Raw genomic sequence first — 17,862 nt, 5'->3', positions numbered from 1 at the left:
GTAGACTCGGGTGCGTTAACATTTCCTAATTATGGAATAGTTTTCCAGATTTCGAAATACTAAACATCTCGAACAATGCCATGAGCATGCCCGAATCCAGGACCATTCCGCTGCTGATCAAGGAGCAAGCCAGGCGCTTCGCCAGCAATGAAGCGCTGATTGACGGCACGCGCCGCTATACCTACGCGCAGCTTCTTGATGAAACCAACAGCGTGGCGCGCGGGCTCCTTGCGATTGGCGTGACGCGTGGCGATCGCGTTGCCATCCTCATGGGTAACCGAGCAGAATGGCTGATCACATTTCTGGCCATTCAGCAAATCGGCGCCGTGTCAGTGGGGCTGAACACCTGGTCCTCCGCTCGAGAACTCGAATACACCCTGTCGCATGCCGAGGTCAGTTGCTTGGTGGCTGCAGGCCGACTGCGCAGCCAAGATTTCCGCGCTGCCATTGCCGGCATCCGTGGCCGTGGCTCCCTGAACCGTTTGCAAAGCCTTGTCTGGATCGATGATCACCTGGCGCCTGAGGTGGCGTCTGAACTCACCGATAAAATTAGCGGCGAACTGAACGGCGAACTGAATGGCGAAATCAACTGGAGCGAACTGTTGCGCCGCGGTCAGGCTATAACTCAAGAACAGGTAGACATATCAGCACATGCCGTGCAACCTGACGACGACGCCATGTTGTTATACACCTCTGGCTCCACCGCCGCGCCCAAAGGCATCCTGCTGCAGCACGGTTACTGGATCAGCAACTCCTTCCAGATTGGTGAGCGACAGCACGTCACGCAGCACGACAGGCTGTGGTTGGCAGTATCGTTGTTCTGGAGTTTTGGGATTGTCAATGCAGCGCCCAATTTGCTCACCCACGGCGGCTGCGTGGTGTTGCAAGAAAGCTTTGATGCCAGTGAGGCGTTAGCGTTGATCGAGCGCGAGCGCTGCTCCATTTTCTATGGCACACCCAACATCGTTCAAGCCTTGTGGGAGCACCCTAAGCGCGCGCAGTTCGACCTCTCCTCGCTGCGCAGCGGCGCCACCATCGGCACACCTGAGCAGGTTCAACGCACCATTGACCTGGGCGTGCGCGAGATCTGCAACATCTACGGTCTGAGCGAAACATATGGCAATTGCGCTGTGACGGATGCGCACGACCCACTCGCGATAAGGCTGCAATCGGTCGGCCTTCCTCTGCCTGGTGTCACCTTGCGCATTTGCCACATCGACTCGGGAGAGCCACAGCCTGCGGGCGAAGTGGGTGAGATCAGGGTTAAAGGACCGGTGGTCAGGGAATACCTCAAGGATCCAGCAAAAACTGCAGAATCCTTCGACGAAAGCGGCTTCTTTCGCACAGGAGACTTAGGCTTGCTCGATGCCGATGGCCGCTTGTACTTCAAGGGCCGTATCAAGGAAATGATCAAGAGTGGCGGTATCAACATCGCCCCCGCCGAAGTCGAAGAGGTGCTGATGCGCCATCCAGCTGTCCGCACTGCTTATGTGATTGGCGTACCGCATCCGGGACTGGACGAGGCGCTTGTTGCCATTGTCATTCCCGAAGCCGGACTGATACCAGTGCACGCTGAGTTGTTGGCATTCTGCAAGAATGAAATGGCCGCCTACAAAGTACCGCATCAGTTCCACTTCACCACCGAAATAGAGTTACCCCTGACCACCACTGGCAAGGTGCAGAAGGCCAGGTTGCATACACTTCTGCCAACCAACGGAGAGCCCAAACCATGAGCGAAGACAGCTTCTTGAACGAGCGCCCGAATGCCTGGGGTCGCTGGGGTGCAGAAGATGAAGCAGGCGCACTCAACCTCATTGGCCCCGAGCAAGTCAAGCGCGCAGCTGGCTTGGTGCAGACTGGCAAGGTGGTGCGGCTTGCACAACTCCTCTCTGACAAAACGCCTGTACCACGCCACCGTGCGGGTCTGCAACATTTCATGGGACGCGACGGCGGTGATTACGCTGCAGGCGCCAAGCGTCCCGGTGGTTTCCAGTTTGCAGAAGACACCGTGGTCATGCCTTTGCACATCGGCACCCACATCGACGCGCTTTGTCACGCTTGGTGTGACAGCCGCATGTTCAACAACTACCGTGAAGAAACCATGCGCAGTACCAGCGGCGCCACACGACTTGGGGTAGAAAAAATGCCGCCAGCCGTCACCCGTGGCTTGCTGCTAGACGTGGTTGGCTTGCGAGGCCGCCCCTTGCACGGTGGCGAAGTGGTCTCGAGGGCTGACCTTGAAGCCTGCCTTGCTGCTGCACAACTTCAGATCGAGCCCGGCGACGCGGTACTGCTGCATACCGGTTGGTTGGCCGCTCAAAAAGGCGTACACGATGTCGACTTCAATACAGAGCCTGGCATCGACCACGAGGCAGGTCTCTGGCTGGCGCAACAAGACGTTTCCCTCATTGGTGCCGACAACTACGCTGTCGAGGTGTTGCCCTTCGCAAACGGTACCGTGTTTCCTGTACACCAATGTGTGATCCGTGATTTTGGTATTCCTTTGCTTGAAGGTCTGCTGCTAGAACCACTGGTTCACACTGGCCGACGCGAGTTCCTTTTTGTCGCTGCAGCGCTGCCTATCGTTGGCGCCACCGGTAGCCCGCTGACCCCACTGGCAATTCTCTGAAACACAAGGCCATGAAACCCCAAAACACAAACCCTGGACCACTGGCAGGCATCCGCGTCCTCGAGATTGCCTCGATGATTCTCGGCCCGCTGGCAGGCCAATATCTGGGTGACCTCGGCGCAGATGTGATCAAACTCGAGCCACCTGAGGGCGATCTCACACGCTCAATTGGGCCAAGACGTTCACCACTGATGGGCTCGTTCTTTCTCTCCAGTAACCGCAGCAAGCGGAGTATTGTGGTCGACCTGAAAAAAGCTGAAGGTCAGGCCATCCTGCGCAGCTTGTTGAAAGACACCGACGTGTTGCTGCACTCGCTCAGAACACCGGCCGCCAACAAACTCGGCCTTGACTATGAAACGCTCAAGCAGATCAACCCAAGCATCGTGTACTGCCACGTCACAGGCTACAGCGACGATGGCGCCTATGCAGGGCGACCAGCCTACGACGACATTGGTCAAGCGGCCTCGGGCCTTGCGCAATTACAAACTGCCGTAGCAGGTCAGCCACGCTTCATGCCTTCTATCTTTGCGGACAAAATTGGCGCGCTGCATGCCAGCATCGGCATGCTTGCCGCCATCGCACATCGAACTGCTACAGGACAAGGCCAGCAAGTTGAAGTGCCGATGTTTGAAAGCCTGGTGGCTTTCAACATGGCCGAACACCAATGGGGGTTCTGCTTCGATCCGCCCATCGGACCCATGGGCTATCAGTCCGTTAGCACTGCTGCACGGCGCCCCTACAAAACGAAGGATGGATACCTCGCATTGCTGCCTTATTCGGATGCAAACTGGCGCAGTCTGTTCGAACTTGCAGGTGAACCGCAAATCATGGACGACCCGCGCTTTTCTACCTTCGCTGCGCGGCAGAAGCACTTCCGCGAGGTCTGGGACGAAATCGAGCGGCAGGCGGCGCGAAAGACCAATGCCGAGTGGCTTGCGCTTCTATCAAATGCAGACATTCCGTTTTCGGTGGTTAACTCGCTGGAAGACCTGACCCACGACCCACACCTTGAGAGCGTCGGATTCTGGACCATCGCTGAACACCCAAGCGAAGGCCCACTGCGTTTTGCCGCTAGCCCAGTAGATCTGCGCACCTCTCCCATGCGCATGACACGCATGCAGCCACGTCTGGGAGAGCACAGTGCAGAGATCCTGCGTGAGTGCGGCTATGACGAAACATCCATTGCAAACCTGACCGCTACTGGCGGCGCCTGCCGAGGCCAAGATATATGATCCCACGCACCATCTTCTCACCCGAGCACGAGTCGTTCCGCGATACCGTGCGCCGCTTCATCGAAACAGAAGTCACACCACACCATGCAGAATGGGAAAAAGTGGGCCAGGTGCCTCGCTCACTTTGGAAAAAGGCTGGCGAACTCGGTCTGTTGTGCGTCAACGCGCCGGAGGCCTATGGCGGTCAGGGCGCTGACTTTCTTTACAGCGCCATCCTGATTGAAGAGATGGCACGCGCCGGTGCAACGGGTCCGACTTTTTACCTGCACTCGGACATCGTCGCTCCTTACCTCGTGGACTTTGGCACCGAGGCGCAAAAAGCCAAATGGCTACCGCGGATGGCTACTGGCGACGTGGTGGTGGCGCTGGGTATGAGCGAGCCGTCCGGCGGCAGCGATGTGCAAAACATTCGCACCCAAGCCATTCGCGATGGAGATGAATACGTGATCAATGGCCAAAAGGTCTTCACCACCAATGGTCACAGCGCAGACCTTCTGCTGCTGGCTTGCAAGACCGACCCCACGCAAAAAGCCAAAGGCGTGAGCTTGATTCTGGTTGAAACCGACCGGGCAGGCTTCACCCGTGGTCGCAAGCTTGAGAAGATTGGTTGCAAAGCCCAAGACACATCGGAGTTGTTCTTCTCAGATGTGCGGGTACCGGTAAGCAACTTGCTTGGCACCGAAGGCGGTGGCTTCGGCATCTTGATGACCCAACTCGCGGGGGAGCGGCTCATTCAGGCCATCCGTGCAGTCTCAGCGTCGGAGGCCGCGATCGAGTGGACGCTGGCCTACGCAGTCGATCGCAAAATGTTCGGTCAAACGCTGGCCGACTTCCAAAATACTCGCTTCAGCTTGGCCAATCTGCACGCGCAGGTCCTCGCCCAACGTGTGTTTGTTGACCGCTGCATTCAATTGCATGCTGACGGCAAGCTCGACGCAGTTGACGCTGCTTCGTGCAAGCTTGTCACAACTGACTTGCAGTTCAAGGTCATGGACGAGTGCCTGCAATTCTTCGGTGGCTGGGGCTATATGTGGGAGTACCCCATCGCCAGAGCCTTCGCCGATGCGCGCATGTGCCGCATTGGAGGCGGCACCGCCGAAGTAATGAAGCAGATCATTGCCAATTCACTCTTGCCGCGCGTGCGAAAAGTCTGAGCCTGTGCAGCAGCCCCATTGAGCCACCCTTTGCCAAAAATTTTTCCTGAACCCCCAACCTACACAACTGGAGACAAGTCAATGCCCACAAAACTTCACTTCCTTCTCAAATCCACCATCGTCGTGGCCAGCATCGCTACAGGTCTTTTCGCGCAAGCGCAGACGAGCTGGCCAGGCACCGCGTCCGTCAAGGTCATCGTTCCGTTCTCTTCCGGTGGCGCCTCCGACGTACTCACTCGCACACTGTCACAGCGCCTACAAGACAAAATCGGCGGTAACTGGGTCGTCGAAAATAGAACTGGTGCAGGCGGAAACATCGGCATGGAAGCTGTTAAGAGCGCAGCACCCGACGGCACCACCATCTCTTCGGCAACCATCGGCACACTGTCGATCAATCAGTTCTTGTTTGCCAAGCTGCCCTACGACCCCGCTGTTGATTTCGAATATGTTTCAAAGATCTGGGAGAACTGCAACGCTTTCGTTGTCGCACCCAACAACCCTGCGCGCAACGTCAAGGAATTTTTGGACTGGGCCAAGCAGCGACCCAAGGGTGTGAACTTCGGTTCAGCTGGCGTTGGCACCACCCCTCACTTGGCGGGTGAATTGTTCCGCGCACGCACCGGCATCCAAGCTGTGCACATTCCCTTCCGTGGTGCGGCACAGTCGATGCCAGCCCTGATGGCTGGCGACACCGATTTCGCCATCGACAACATCGCCAGCTACACACCCCTGATCAAATCAGGCAAGGTGCGCGCACTTGCCGTCACTTGCCCAGAGCGTTGGCCAACCATGCCGGAAGTGCCAACCATGGCTGAAGCTGGCGTGCCAGACTTCGTGGTCACATCCTGGGGCGCTTTTGTTCTGCCAAAGGGTACACCAGCCGCCATCGCCACAAAGCTTTCTCAGGCAATCGCCGAATTGGCGGCCGATCCAGCGCTGAAGGCCAAGTACTTAGAGATTGGCGCCATCATCAAACCCACGTCACCGAAAGAGACAGCCGACTTCGCCGCCAGCGAGCGAGTGAAATGGCGTGAAGTGGTCAGAATCTCTGGCGCCAAGCTGGACTGACATCGTATGAGCATTCGTGTCGCTGTCATTGGTGCAGGTGCGGCCGGTCTGTGCTCGGCAAGGCACCTGCTGAATCGCGGCGTAGAAACAGTGGTCTTTGAAATTGGCAGTTGCATTGGTGGCCTCTGGGTCTACGGCAACGACAACGGTCTATCGCCGGCTTACGACTCGCTGCACCTGAACTCCGAAGCCAGGGTCACGGCGTACAAGGACTACCCGTTTCCAGAGGGTGGCCCACTCTACCCAGACCATCGAAAAGTTCGAGAGTACTTAGAGGCTTACGCAGAAAAATTCGGTGTCACGCCGCACATCCGCTTTGGTTCGCGCGTCACGGAGGTTGCGCCTGTGGGGGCGGGGCGCTGGTGCGTTACGTTGGCAGACGGCAGCAGCTCGGAGTTTGATGCCGTGGTGGTCGGTAGCGGCCACCAAGGCTTGCCATCCCACCCAAGCTGGCGCGATGATTTCACGGGCGAATATTTGCATTCGCACAGCTACCGCATACCCGAGCCCTTCAGAGGCAAACGGGTCTTGGTGGTCGGCATGGGCAATAGCGCGGTTGATATTGCGGCTGATATCTGTGTTGTCACGAAGTCTGCCACCATCTCGGCGCGTTCGCCGGTCCTGATGATGCCGCGCATGCTGTTTGGTGTACCCACCTCACGCGTACTGGGACGACTCGAAAAGCCTTGGATGCCCTGGCCCGTGCGGCGCACCATTCGCGAGACGCTCACACGCATCGTGCACGGTCGCATGGAGCAATGGGGCTTTGTCACACCCAAGAGTCGAACCCACCCAACCAGTCACCCAAGCCTGATGTCGCATTTCGTATGGGACCGCATCAAAGCCAAGCCAGGCATTGCATCGGTCAAGGAACAAGAAGTCACGTTTGTTGACGGCACGAGCGAGACCTACGACAGCGTCATCGTTGCGACTGGCTATCAGGTCGACTTGCCCTTTCTCGCACCTGAACTGAGGCCACTCAACGGACACAAGCTAGAACTTTTCCTGCGAGTTGTTCACCCTGCCCATAGAGGCCTTTATTTCGTTGGCATGTTCAACGTGGCAGGCGGCGGCAACATTCGCATGATGGACGATCAAGCCGAATGGGTGACCCAGCTTGTCACAGGCGAACTCCCACCGCCCGATCAGGCCGCCATCCAAGTCGGGATGGAAGAGGAGCAGGCATACCTGCGCAAGCACTACCCTGCGGCACCGCGTTATGCGCTGGAACTCGATCCCGTGTTCTACCGCAAGCAACTACAGCGCGAATTCCAACGCGCAATCGGTGCTCGCAACAACCCACAAAGGAACGCGAAGTGACACTGCGAGACAAGGCCTGCGTCACTGGCGTTGGCGAAACAACTTACATGCGAGGCTCAACCCAGAGCGCATTCGAGCTGCAAATCGAAGCTTCGTTGAAAGCAATAGCCGATGCCGGACTCGACCCCAAACAGATTGACGGAGTCATTCCCATCGGCATCGTCAGCGCTACGGCAGAGGATTTCATCGACAACTTCGGTATCCCAGACTTGCGCTTTTCTGCACTTGTCCCTCATGGCGGCGCAAGTCCTGTCATGGCTTTGCAGTGCGCGGCTGCAGCAGTCGCTGCGGGCGTATGCAATCACGTTCTCATTGCCTTTGGTCGCAACGTCACAGGCGCTGCCGCAACCAAGGCAGGTGCGCGCATTCACACGATGCCGCAGTTCCATTACGTGACCGAATTTGAGTACCCCATTGGCAACGCTGCACCAGCCCAAATTTATGCCCCGATGGCACAGCGTCACATGGCCCTGTACGGCACCAAGGTCTCGCACTTTGGCGAGGTGGCGGTGGCACACCGACAACATGCACTGCTCAACGACAACGCAGTGATGAAAAAGCCCATGACGCTAGAAGACCACGCAAATTCCCGCATGATCGCCGACCCATTTCGATTGTTCGACTGCAGCTTGGAAAGCGATGGTGGCGCAGCTTGCATCGTGAGCTCAGCCGAGCGCGCGTCCGACCTCAAACACCGGCGTATTTTTATTTCAGGCACAGCGGCAGGACACCCAGACCAACCTGGCGCCATTACCCAACGGCCCGACATGACAAGCCTTGGCATTGCCAAGGCCGCACAGCGCGCTTTCCAGATGGCTGGTGTCACCCATGCCGACATTGATGTTGCCGAAATCTACGACTGCTTCACTTATGCGGTTATCCGTCAGCTTGAGGATCTCGGTTTTTGTAAGAAGGGTGAGGGTGGGCCGTTCGTCGAGGGTGGCCGTCTGCGACTTGACGGAGCGCTACCCACCAACACTCACGGTGGCCTATTGTCGCAGGCGCATGTCTGGGGCTTGAACCACATTGTCGAGCTGGTGCGACAGCTGCGCGGCAATGCTGGCAGGGCTCAGGTTAAGGACGCAGAAGTCGGGCTGGTCACAGGCTATGGTGACCTCGGTGACGGCGCTGTGGCCATCATGCGCAGGGGTTAAAAATGACACACGCATCAAACACCACCATGACAGACACCCCGCCAAGGCCATCGCCCAAGATCACGCCGTTGTCAGCACCTTATTGGGAAGCTGCCGCGCAAGGTCGCCTGCTGCTGCAAAAGTGCGCGAGCTGCGGCAAGGTGCGCCACTACCCCCGCATGTTGTGCGATGCCTGCTACTCTAATAGCACAGACTGGGTCCAAGCAAGCGGCCGTGGCAAGGTTCACAGCTGGACGATCTGCCACCATGCATTTCACCCATCTTTCGTTAAAGATTTGCCTTACACCTTGGTCACCGTTGACCTCGACGAAGGCGTGCGAGCGTTGGGCCGTTGGCGTGGCACGGCTCTCTCCATTGGCGATGAAGTCCTAGCTCAATTCGATCAGCGCAGCGAGGGACCTGAGCTGTTCTTCACTGCCGCAACCGGCACACCGTGATGAAAGCAACCGTCATGACACCAGCAGAATCTGCAATTCAACAACCCACCGCTCGACCGGTCTATGAACTGCTCGCGCACGACATCAAGGATGCAGGCGTAGAGGCAGTCTTCGGCCTGATGAGCGACGATACAGCGCGGCTTGTATCAAGCATCGACTCTCTTGACGTTAGCTTTCACGGTGCTAGGCACGAGAGCGTGGCGGTGGCGATGGCCGAAGGTTACGCCAGCGCGTCTGGCCGCATTGGCGTTGCCATCGTCGGCCGCGGGCCGGCCACCGCCAACGCTCTGAATGGCGCCCTGTTCGCTGAGCGCAGCGGCGCCCGCGTCCTCTTGATCATGGGCGCCACGCCGGTTGCGCGGCCAAGCATCAACAGCCTTGGCCCCGACGGCAAACGCTTTGATGCCGACGCGGTTCTCAAGGCAGCTGGCTTGCGCACCTTCACCATCACCCACGCTAGTGCTGCCCGAGCAACGCTTGCCGCCGCCATGGCAGCGGCGCAAGAAGGTCTTGCCGTGTTGCTGTTACCCACGGATGTGCAGCGCGCCTGCCCGGTGCTCGTCGAGGAACCATCGACTCGGCTTAGCCCACGCGCTCTGCGGCGTCCCACGCCCGGCTCACTGAAGGCGGCGGCGGCCTTGCTTGCCACCAGCAGTAAGCCTTTGATCATCTGTGGACTGGGTGCACACCAAGATGCTGCACGCCCACACATTGAGCGGCTGGCTGAAAGCCTTGGTGCCGTGGTTGCAACCACCCTCAAGGCCAAGGACATGTTTTCCGGCTACGCCTTCAATGCAGGACTCATAGGCTCGTTCTCGCACGCAGCAGGACGGCGGTTGTTTGATCAGGCAGATTGCATCATCGCTTTCGGTGCCAGCCTGAACCAGCGAACGACCAGCTATGGAGGCGCGATACAAGCGGGTGTGCCCGTGATCCAGGTCGACTGCGACCGCAGCCACATCGGTCGCTGGTGGACAGTCGATGTGGCCATGGTCTCTGACGTGCTGCCCGCTATCGAGGATCTGCTCAGCGCCCTGCCTGAGCGCAGCGCAGCCGAGAAGCCGTTCCACACCGAAGCCAACAGCAAGGCGCTGGCAAGCTTTGACCTTGCCAGCGAATTTCAGCCTGCGAACACGCCGCGAACGGTAGACCCGCGCTCGCTCACTTTGGCACTTGACCGGCTGCTCCCAACCAACCGCAATGTCGTTTATGACGCCGGCAACTTCTTCCAGGTGGTGCCTTACTTCAGCGTCCCTGGCCCCGCGCACTTCAAGACGTCGATCGACTCCTCATCGATTGGCATGGGCTTTGGCACTGCTTTGGGTTTTGCTCGCGCACGGGCAGCGCAGACCACTGTGTTGTTCATCGGCGATGGAGGCTTGCTCATGACGCTGGGCGAGCTTGAAACAGGTGCGCGCGAAGATCTTCCGCTTGTCATTGTGCTGATGAACGACTGCGCCTATGGTGCCGAGCTGCACTACCTCAAGGAGCGGAACATGCCAGTGGCCAAATCGCAATTTCTTGACATCGATTTCGCACCGGTTGCCGAAGCCTTTGGGTACCAGTCGTTCACCATCCGCACGTTGGATGAACTGCAGGCTATCGGGAGCACCTTGCAGGCAGCGGCGGGGCCACTTTTCCTCGACTGCAAAATCAATGGTGCCATCGCCGCACCCTTTGTGCTTGAGGCACTAGAACATGAGAGGCGCAAGCCCTGACAACCATGTCGAAAGCGCCACTTTCCAATCATCCAGCCGAGCAGGTTACCAAAGGCATGCGCAAGCTGATTGCTCAAGCCATCCCCTCGGCACACAACATTGTGCTGAGCAATCTGGTGCGAAGCGCTGGTGGTCTCTCGCGTGAAAACTGGTCGGTTGATGCAACCTGGACCGACGACACCGGTTCACACAGCCACCCTTTGATGCTCATGCGCGATGCGGCTGGCACGCTGTTGAACACCGAGCGCGAGCGCGAGTTCTCCGTGCTGAAGGCGCTGACCCACACAGACGTACCCGCCCCCAAGGTGTTCTGGATTGACAAGCTCGGCAGCTGCTTAGGCTCACCCTCGGTCGTGATGGAGCGCATGCCGGGACACTGCGACTACCTGATCCTCAACGGTTCAGCCCCGCTCGACGTGCGTCTGGCATTGGCAAGGGCCTTTACCGGCCTGATGGCCAAAATACACGCTGTTGATTGGCAGGCGCATGGCCTCGCCTCCAGCCTGGGTCTGTCTCCATGCCATCTAGGCCAGCCTAGCAAGCAAGTTCAACCAAAAAAGCTCTCACTGCAAGAGCTGGCTCACTGGGAGACCGAGTATCGCAAAGCACAGCTCGAGCCTCACCCAGAACTCGATTACATCTTGGCTTGGCTCAAGCACCGAGCCCCATCAGCAGAAGCCATCGTGCTGGTACACGGCGACTTCAAGCCAGGCAACGCTCTGGTGGATGGCGGCCGCATCATTGCCAAGCTTGATTGGGAGACCGCGCACCTAGGCGACCCATTAGAAGACCTTGGCTGGGTGACAAACCCCGTTCGCAAACGCGAGCACCAGATCACAGGTCACTGGGAGCGGCGTGAGATTGTCGCCGCCTACCGCGAGCTGACTGGCCGCACAGTGCGCGAAGCCGACCTGCTGTGGTGGAACGTGTTCTCGTGTTGGAAGCTCTCGGTCATCCAGCTCACGGCAGTGGCCGAGTTTGTGGCGGGACGCTACAACCGAGTGTTCCAAACCCCGTCATGGTTGTACCGACCGATGTTTCAGATGATGGAGGCAGCAGAGACAGCTGAGGTTTCAGAGACAGCGCCAAGCGCAGAGATCGAAAGGAGCCTGCCATGAGGCCAAGCATCGAAGAGCAATTGCAAGGCACCTGCCGAGTTCTTGAAACTGTTGTGGCGCCTTGCGTCAATGACCCTATGGCCCGCACTATGCTAGATGGGCTTATTGCCAACTTGCGCATGCTCACTGTTGCCTTACCCGCTGTGCCAAGCTTCCTTCAACAAGACAATGAAACCACTGCGCAGCTCCTATTGGTTCTGACCAACTCGCTGCCTGCCAATCTCCAAGCCCAGGTGATCGACACCTTGAACAAACCCAATCCAGACCCCACCGATGTGGCCGCCCTCGATGCGCACAACACCAGCCTGCGCAATCTTCTGGCGCAGGCTGTTTGCATCCAGGGACTCTCTGCCGACCAACATCGCATCATCGTGCAGCACATGAGCGAGCGCGCGTCTCGCGTCCCTATGCGCTATGTCGCAACATCGCCCAGCCCGCCTTCTTCTGTGAAAACCTAAACCATGCTCACACCCCTAGACGACACACTCTGTCACCAGTTGCCCACCACCTTCGACCATGTTTGGACCAGTGACCCTCGCTGGTTTGATCGCTACTGGTTTGCCATTTACTCAAAGGATGGCAGCGTGGCCATTCAGATCACCATGGGTGCCTATCGCAACATGAATGTGCTAGACGGCGGTGCCGTGATGATCGTCGACAACAAGCAATACAACGTGCGCGTCTCGCGCTCTTTGGGCAGCAGCGTTGAGACTGTCTGCGGCCCACTGCGCGTGCGCCCCATCGAGCCGCTCAAGTCGTTTGAAATTAGCATTGCCCCCGGGGAGCATGCCTTGCAAGGAGAACTGCGCTGGGAGTGTGTGGAGCCAGCGCACGAAGAGCACCCGCACTACACCCGACTCCAATCGCGCACCGTCGAAGATTACAGACGCTTCGACCAAATTGGCGTGGCCATTGGCTGGCTGGAAGCGGGCGGCCGCCGCATTGAAATCGACCGCTGGTGGGCCTGCCGCGATCACTCCTGGGGCGTGCGCCGCGGCATGGGCGTGCCAGAGCCCGTGACCGGACCCAAGGTCACGCTGGCTGAGAAAGGCCATGTGATGTCCTTTCTGTTCTTCTCAACCGACACCATGAGTGGTTCGCTGCTGTTCTCTGGGCGGGGCGACGACAAGCCTTACACCACCGGCGTTGTCACAGACCGCCGCACGCAAGAGCGGTACCACGCCACCAAAATCGACCTCAGCGTCGACCTGCATGAAGGGACGCGACGCTTCCGTCAGGCCAGCGTTGAAGCCACGCTGGAGGATGGCCGTGTGTTGCGCATCAGCGTGCATGCACGTGGTGCGTCAATTGCGATGCAGGGACTGGGCTACAGCGGTGGCTACAACGACGGCAAAGGTCTCGGTGCCTGGCGTTCAGAAAACCTTTTGGAGACGGATGTCTGGGATGTCTCGCATCCGTCAAAAGTTGTCTACCCCGATGGCACTCAGAAGGAACACTGGCACCGTATTCAACCAGTGAGCCTGTCCGCCGATTTGAACGGAGAGATCAGCGCAGGGATGGGCAGCATGACGCTCACCATCGCTGGCAAGTTGCCGCAACACCTGCAGCTGCAGTCGCAGCAAGCTAACCCCTAACAAGTGTGCATGACTGATATGGCCACTTCCACGCTCGCTGACTGCCTTCGTCCAGGTGACCGAGTCCTGATCGGTCAGGCCTGTGGTGAACCCGTCGGGCTGGTCGCAGACCTTTTTGAACAAGCGGCTCGACTGGGTCATCTCAACGTGTTCTGCGGTTACTCGCTCAATCCGGCTTGGGAGAATCAAGTGCCAGACAGTTTGCACGTCACAACCTATTGTGGTCTGGGCACCATGGGCAAGCTGCTGGCGCGCCAGGGGGCTCGGCTCGTGCCGTCCTCACTGTCCCAACTATCGGCACAGCTGCGCTCGCGAAAACTTGCAGTTGACGTTGTGTTGCTCCAAGTCTCACCTGCTGATGCAGAGGGCTACCACAGCCTGGGCTGCGCAGTCGACTACGCTTGGGATGCGGTCCAGGTTGCGCGCCAGGTGGTGGTCGAGGTGAATCTCAACATGCCTACCACGCGCGGTGCCCCTCGCTTGCACAGCAGCAAAGTGCTGGTGGCACGCCAAAGCAATGCGCCCCTGCTTGAATCACTGGTCGAAGAGCCAGGCGATTTGCAGCGGCAATTGGCCCGCCACGTTGCAAGCCTGGTGCCCGATGGCGCCACGCTGCAGCTGGGCATTGGCAGTCTTGCTAGGGCAATTGCAGAAGAGTTGCAATCGCGTCGCGGGCTGAAAGTTCGTTCGGGGATGGTGGGCGACTGGTTCCTGAGTTTGCTCGCCAGTGGCGCAATTGACACAGGCGCGCCGAACGCTTGCTTGGGCTCATTGGCAGTTGGTAGCCAGCATCTTTACAACACGCTGTCGTGCGACAGTCTTCTTGGATTTGCGCAGCCGGCACTGCTTGCACAACCCATAGCCGGATCGCCGATGATGGCCATCAACTCGGCCATTGAGGTAGACCTGTCTGGGCAGGTGAATGCGGAATGGTTGGGCGAACGCTACGTGGGCGCTGTGGGCGGCCAGACCGATTATTTCCGTGCAGCACGCGCCTCAGCCGGCGGACTGGCAATTTTGGCGCTGACATCCAGCACTGGGCGCGGTGCCAGCCGCATCATCCAGCACTGCAATCGTGTCACCTCCACCTATTGCGATGTCGATGTGATCGTGACGGAGCATGGTGTGGCAGACATCCGAGCCACCACACTGCAAGAACGCTGCCAGCTGATCGCCGCCATTGCTTCGCCAGAACATCGGGATGCGTTGTTACAGTCAGGGCAGAAGTAAAACTGCACAGACACTATGGCAGCTCAGCAAACTGGCGGCCCAGAACATACGTCATCACAAACTACCTAAGTTTTTAATGGGTAAGCAAATCAAGCACTTGGGGGTCAGTTCATCTTTCTAAAGGTTGAGACAGAAACTGGTTATGTGAGTTTTCAAACTCCTTTTTGTTATGCCTATATGACAGCCATCATCTAGCGCTGAATCGCCGTAGCAGGCTTTCCAAAGGTCCTATCGCCCAGCGAGATTGCGTCGCCTTCGCTAGCAGGTCCAGCACGATCCATGTACCCAGAGCCAGCGCCGATACTGCTCCCGCATTGAGTTTGCCGAACAGGCCCAAACCATAGGCACAGAAAACAATCGACAAAATGAGTGACTCTCCGATATACCCGCTCAGGCTCATCCTGCCCGCCGGCCTGAAGATGGCTAGAGTCTGCACTCCACCTGCATGCATCGTGGCGAGTACCGACACATAACCCCAACTGAGTAGCGGCGCTCCGGCAAATCCGAGTGCTATCCCTGCCGTTTCGCGCAGCTCCCAAGAGCCGACCTGAGCGCCAGGACCTACAACGAGCCACGCAGACAGGAATCCGAGACACAGTCCAGGGCTTAGGCCCCAGCGCAGACCAGCCTGCCAAAGTGGCCTGTGAAGTTCGGGTCGAGCAAAAAGGCTCCGACGTCCAGCCACTAGGCCGAGTGCAAACGCCGCCAGTACGCCCAAGCCGTTGAGCAAGAAGATACTTGATGATGCCAATGGCCAGAAAGAAATCCGCGCAACGGTTGCTTCAAAAAAACCACCTTCACGCATCGCTTGATTAAACGATTGACCGGCAGCTATCCACTGCTTATCAGTAAGAGATCCGACTGGCTCCGCCATAACTGCAATCGGGAGAGCAGCCAGCAGAAGTAGCCAAGCAATCCCCGCAAAAACTGCCACGCGCAGAACCATCCGATCACTGAGACGGCGCATCCACGTCAGAGTAAGACCCAATACTGCATATAAAAACAAGATGTCGCCCACAAAAAGTAGTGCAGCATGCGCGATACCCAAAAGACCGAGGCCCAGCAGGCGACGCCGGAAGCGACGTACAGAAGTTACACCTTCGTCTTTGACTATAAAGTGCATGCTGTAGCCGAACAGGAAGGCAAACAGCAGATAGAACTTTGCCTGAGCGAACGCTACGACGGCAAATGCTGCCGCGCGGTCGTACCAGGCGTGTACCGAGTCTGCGGTGAATCCCTCAGCGGAGATACCGAGGAATGGGGCGTTGACAAATATGATGCCAAGAAGAGCGAAGCCGCGCAGTTCGTCAGCGAACTCTTGCCGCGGCAACGGGGCAAGAGACGAGGAAAGTGAAGGGGTGGTCATGTCAGACTTCAATAAAGTTAAGCTGTCCACGATCATAATATAATGCGACGAATTACTCCATCCATAATTGTTTATTGAGGTAACACATGGCCAGAACACGGGACGAGGCGTTGCATGCGACGCGTAGACAGGACATCCTCGCAGCAGCAGCCCGCGTATTCAAAGCCAAGGGCTTTCACCTTGCGAGAACTGAAGACATCTGTGCGGAATCAGGTCTAAGCGCAGGCACCCTGTTCCGTCACTTTCCCGACAAGCGATCAATGATCGCGGCGATCGCCGATGTTGAGTTCGAGCGCTTGCGATCAGAAATCGAGCAGCTCTCGACACGAGAAGGCATCCTCTGGCTGACCCGGTTAACGGCGGAAGAACTCGCACAACTCATCGAGCCCAAGGGTTTCGAGCTTGGTACCGACAGCTGGTTAGAACTGGCTCGCGACAGCGAGGGTCGTAAACGACTGCTGGAGGTCAACCACGGATGGAGACAGATGATCTCGCGTCAACTCGAGCAGGGAAAGGCTGAGGGTTGGATCCGTAAGTCAATCGATAGCGAGGGTACCGCAACCATTTTGCTGGCCCTGTTCAGCGGTCTACAGCTAGAAAGAGAGGTAGGTTTGGCAGTGGACACGAAAGCCACCGCCTGCGCGATTGCCGATCTGTTCGGTGGCTTGCTTCCCTCCTGATGCCGCGCAACGGTCAGCCAGCCATGAGCACTTGAAACTCCCAATCGTTTTTCCTAAAGAACGAATTAACACACTTGGAAATTGCAAAACCCCAATAGAAAAAAGACAATGAAAAAAGTAATTGGCTACTTCCTCTTTGTATTGTCATTCATGGCTTGGGCTGCAATTGCAATTCTGCCTTTTTTGAATTTATCCATTGAGATGAGTGCGGCTATCACGACTGCTCTTATTGTTGGTGGTGAGATCGCGTTTGTTTTAAGCATCGCATTACTCGGCAAAGAGTTTTTAGGAAAAATCAAAAGCTTTTTTAATAAGCTTAATTTTTTCCGAAAAGAAAAATAGAGATTCAGATTAAATAGCACCCAAATAGGATCTAGCAATTGGAGGACATATGATTTACAAAGACCGAATGACAGCACGAATGGATGGCGATTTCGTTGTCTTTCTCATTGGAATGCGGATCAACAAGCCATTGGCAGTTCACAAGTATTTGCCTGTGCTAAATGCGATGCCCAAGATGCTGACGGAACTTTATACAAAACCAGAGTTGGGCTTGTTACACCACGAGATGTGGTTTTCTCGAACGATCATTTTGGTTCAATACTGGCGTTCAATGGAGCAACTCATTGATTACGCAAAGAACAAAGATTCGGCTCATTTGCCAGCTTGGCAAGCGTTCAATAAAGCTGTTGGTACGGCCGGTAGTGTTGGCATATGGCACGAAACCTACAAAGCCAGCCCCGGTACTTATGAGAACCTTTACGTGAACATGCCTGCCTTCGGTCTTGGGAAGACCGGTCTGCTGGTTGAAGCAAAGGGGCATCTCAAATCAGCATCGGACAGGTTCAAAAGCTGAGAAACCTTGGGACGACTGACGGGATTCTGGCATTCGCAAGAGTATTTTTTGGGCTCATGTTGGTGTGCAGCATCGCATAAAACCGCGTGCAATCGGTACGGTTCAAATTCAGGTTTTGAACGGGCTAAGTCAAGAGGTTTTGAGCAGAAAGCCGTCTCAACAGTTCGATCACCCTTTAAAAGGGTGACTTTCTTCAAGATCGGGGAAAGCTTGAGAAGAAAAAATTCAATCAGATCAACAACTTACAAACAGGCGTTTGAAGGATTGAAATATTGAAAGAAGTCGCTGGCGGAGAGAGAGGGATT

Annotated in this window: 17 protein-coding genes; 16 read left to right on the top strand and 1 reads right to left on the bottom strand. The window is 57.0% G+C overall.

The genetic code is table 11. The features are described from left to right. Window positions 1-80 precede the first annotated feature (80 nt). The 13 genes from Q1M54_RS07420 to Q1M54_RS07360 all read left to right on the top strand — a co-directional run bounded on the left by Q1M54_RS07420 (window position 81) and on the right by Q1M54_RS07360 (window position 14,655). The gene (locus Q1M54_RS07420) at window positions 81-1,733 is read left to right on the top strand and encodes an AMP-binding protein (protein WP_300555804.1); all 1,653 of its coding nucleotides are present in this window, start codon (window positions 81-83) and stop codon (window positions 1,731-1,733) included. Then, window positions 1,730-2,629 carry a cyclase family protein gene (locus Q1M54_RS07415; protein WP_300555802.1) on the top strand — a complete coding sequence of 300 codons (900 nt, stop codon included), beginning with the start codon at window positions 1,730-1,732 and terminating at the stop codon, window positions 2,627-2,629. Before Q1M54_RS07420 ends, Q1M54_RS07415 begins: the two co-directional genes overlap by 4 nt. Before the next feature lie 11 nt (window positions 2,630-2,640). Next, window positions 2,641-3,861, top strand: coding sequence for a CoA transferase (locus tag Q1M54_RS07410; RefSeq protein ID WP_300555800.1), 1,221 nt, complete (start codon window positions 2,641-2,643; stop codon window positions 3,859-3,861). Continuing rightward, window positions 3,858-5,015, top strand: coding sequence for an acyl-CoA dehydrogenase family protein (locus Q1M54_RS07405; RefSeq protein WP_300555798.1), 1,158 nt, complete (start codon window positions 3,858-3,860; stop codon window positions 5,013-5,015). The genes Q1M54_RS07410 and Q1M54_RS07405 overlap by 4 nt, the downstream gene beginning before the upstream one ends. 81 nt (window positions 5,016-5,096) lie before the next feature. After that, window positions 5,097-6,083, top strand: coding sequence for a tripartite tricarboxylate transporter substrate binding protein (locus Q1M54_RS07400; RefSeq protein WP_300555796.1), 987 nt, complete (start codon window positions 5,097-5,099; stop codon window positions 6,081-6,083). 6 nt (window positions 6,084-6,089) lie between these two features. Further along, on the top strand, window positions 6,090-7,403 hold the full coding sequence (locus Q1M54_RS07395; RefSeq protein ID WP_300555794.1) for an NAD(P)-binding domain-containing protein: 1,314 nt from the start codon (window positions 6,090-6,092) through the stop codon (window positions 7,401-7,403). Further along, a complete protein-coding gene (locus Q1M54_RS07390) occupies window positions 7,400-8,557 on the top strand; it encodes a thiolase family protein (RefSeq protein WP_300555792.1) in 1,158 nt (385 codons plus the stop codon). Before Q1M54_RS07395 ends, Q1M54_RS07390 begins: the two co-directional genes overlap by 4 nt. 2 nt (window positions 8,558-8,559) lie before the next feature. Then, window positions 8,560-8,994 carry a Zn-ribbon domain-containing OB-fold protein gene (locus Q1M54_RS07385; RefSeq protein WP_300555790.1) on the top strand — a complete coding sequence of 145 codons (435 nt, stop codon included), beginning with the start codon at window positions 8,560-8,562 and terminating at the stop codon, window positions 8,992-8,994. Continuing rightward, window positions 8,994-10,712 (top strand): thiamine pyrophosphate-dependent enzyme, encoded by a 1,719-nt coding sequence (locus tag Q1M54_RS07380; protein ID WP_300555788.1) that lies wholly within the window; start codon window positions 8,994-8,996, stop codon window positions 10,710-10,712. The genes Q1M54_RS07385 and Q1M54_RS07380 overlap by 1 nt, the downstream gene beginning before the upstream one ends. A gap of 5 nt (window positions 10,713-10,717) precedes the next feature. Further along, window positions 10,718-11,830 (top strand): phosphotransferase family protein, encoded by a 1,113-nt coding sequence (locus tag Q1M54_RS07375; protein WP_300555786.1) that lies wholly within the window; start codon window positions 10,718-10,720, stop codon window positions 11,828-11,830. Further along, on the top strand, window positions 11,827-12,288 hold the full coding sequence (locus Q1M54_RS07370) for a hypothetical protein (RefSeq protein ID WP_300555784.1): 462 nt from the start codon (window positions 11,827-11,829) through the stop codon (window positions 12,286-12,288). The genes Q1M54_RS07375 and Q1M54_RS07370 overlap by 4 nt, the downstream gene beginning before the upstream one ends. A 3-nt stretch (window positions 12,289-12,291) precedes the next feature. Then, complete coding sequence (locus Q1M54_RS07365) at window positions 12,292-13,425, top strand: hypothetical protein (RefSeq protein ID WP_300555782.1); 1,134 nt, start codon at window positions 12,292-12,294, stop codon at window positions 13,423-13,425. An 18-nt stretch (window positions 13,426-13,443) separates the two neighbouring features. Continuing rightward, on the top strand, window positions 13,444-14,655 hold the full coding sequence (locus Q1M54_RS07360; RefSeq protein WP_300555780.1) for an acetyl-CoA hydrolase/transferase C-terminal domain-containing protein: 1,212 nt from the start codon (window positions 13,444-13,446) through the stop codon (window positions 14,653-14,655). Between the two features lie 187 nt (window positions 14,656-14,842). Here the strand turns inward: Q1M54_RS07360 and Q1M54_RS07355 are convergent, their stop codons facing one another. Continuing rightward, window positions 14,843-16,021 carry a DUF418 domain-containing protein gene (locus Q1M54_RS07355; protein WP_300555778.1) on the bottom strand — a complete coding sequence of 393 codons (1,179 nt, stop codon included), beginning with the start codon at window positions 16,019-16,021 and terminating at the stop codon, window positions 14,843-14,845. A gap of 86 nt (window positions 16,022-16,107) precedes the next feature. On the opposite strand from Q1M54_RS07355, the gene Q1M54_RS07350 reads away from it, so the two are divergent. The 3 genes from Q1M54_RS07350 (at window position 16,108) to Q1M54_RS07340 (ending at window position 17,557) form a co-directional block, all read left to right on the top strand. Beyond that, complete coding sequence (locus Q1M54_RS07350) at window positions 16,108-16,701, top strand: TetR/AcrR family transcriptional regulator (protein ID WP_300555776.1); 594 nt, start codon at window positions 16,108-16,110, stop codon at window positions 16,699-16,701. 108 nt (window positions 16,702-16,809) lie between these two features. Beyond that, the gene (locus Q1M54_RS07345) at window positions 16,810-17,043 is read left to right on the top strand and encodes a transporter suffix domain-containing protein (protein WP_300555774.1); all 234 of its coding nucleotides are present in this window, start codon (window positions 16,810-16,812) and stop codon (window positions 17,041-17,043) included. Window positions 17,044-17,092: 49 nt separating this feature from the next. Next, window positions 17,093-17,557 (top strand): DUF4188 domain-containing protein, encoded by a 465-nt coding sequence (locus Q1M54_RS07340; protein ID WP_300555772.1) that lies wholly within the window; start codon window positions 17,093-17,095, stop codon window positions 17,555-17,557. Window positions 17,558-17,862 lie beyond the last annotated feature (305 nt).

The sequence above is a fragment of the Limnohabitans sp. Rim8 genome (genome assembly GCF_943326455.1).
Classification (GTDB): Bacteria; Pseudomonadota; Gammaproteobacteria; order Burkholderiales; family Burkholderiaceae_C; genus Limnohabitans_A.
The sequence above is the reverse complement of the archived record's forward strand: the minus strand, read 5'-3'. Positions and strand labels throughout refer to the sequence as shown.

What these genes read in the sequence shown, in the direction of transcription:
- Q1M54_RS07420 (WP_300555804.1), top strand. Translation starts at nt 81, where the DNA reads ATGAGCATGCCCGAATCCAGGACCATTCCGCTGCTGATCAAGGAGCAA.
- Q1M54_RS07415 (WP_300555802.1), top strand. Translation starts at nt 1,730, where the DNA reads ATGAGCGAAGACAGCTTCTTGAACGAGCGCCCGAATGCCTGGGGTCGC.
- Q1M54_RS07410 (WP_300555800.1), top strand. Translation starts at nt 2,641, where the DNA reads ATGAAACCCCAAAACACAAACCCTGGACCACTGGCAGGCATCCGCGTC.
- Q1M54_RS07405 (WP_300555798.1), top strand. Translation starts at nt 3,858, where the DNA reads ATGATCCCACGCACCATCTTCTCACCCGAGCACGAGTCGTTCCGCGAT.
- Q1M54_RS07400 (WP_300555796.1), top strand. Translation starts at nt 5,097, where the DNA reads ATGCCCACAAAACTTCACTTCCTTCTCAAATCCACCATCGTCGTGGCC.
- Q1M54_RS07395 (WP_300555794.1), top strand. Translation starts at nt 6,090, where the DNA reads ATGAGCATTCGTGTCGCTGTCATTGGTGCAGGTGCGGCCGGTCTGTGC.
- Q1M54_RS07385 (WP_300555790.1), top strand. Translation starts at nt 8,560, where the DNA reads ATGACACACGCATCAAACACCACCATGACAGACACCCCGCCAAGGCCA.
- Q1M54_RS07380 (WP_300555788.1), top strand. Translation starts at nt 8,994, where the DNA reads ATGAAAGCAACCGTCATGACACCAGCAGAATCTGCAATTCAACAACCC.
- Q1M54_RS07375 (WP_300555786.1), top strand. Translation starts at nt 10,718, where the DNA reads ATGTCGAAAGCGCCACTTTCCAATCATCCAGCCGAGCAGGTTACCAAA.
- Q1M54_RS07370 (WP_300555784.1), top strand. Translation starts at nt 11,827, where the DNA reads ATGAGGCCAAGCATCGAAGAGCAATTGCAAGGCACCTGCCGAGTTCTT.
- Q1M54_RS07365 (WP_300555782.1), top strand. Translation starts at nt 12,292, where the DNA reads ATGCTCACACCCCTAGACGACACACTCTGTCACCAGTTGCCCACCACC.
- Q1M54_RS07360 (WP_300555780.1), top strand. Translation starts at nt 13,444, where the DNA reads ATGGCCACTTCCACGCTCGCTGACTGCCTTCGTCCAGGTGACCGAGTC.
- Q1M54_RS07355 (WP_300555778.1), bottom strand. Translation starts at nt 16,021, where the DNA reads ATGACCACCCCTTCACTTTCCTCGTCTCTTGCCCCGTTGCCGCGGCAA.
- Q1M54_RS07350 (WP_300555776.1), top strand. Translation starts at nt 16,108, where the DNA reads ATGGCCAGAACACGGGACGAGGCGTTGCATGCGACGCGTAGACAGGAC.
- Q1M54_RS07345 (WP_300555774.1), top strand. Translation starts at nt 16,810, where the DNA reads ATGAAAAAAGTAATTGGCTACTTCCTCTTTGTATTGTCATTCATGGCT.
- Q1M54_RS07340 (WP_300555772.1), top strand. Translation starts at nt 17,093, where the DNA reads ATGATTTACAAAGACCGAATGACAGCACGAATGGATGGCGATTTCGTT.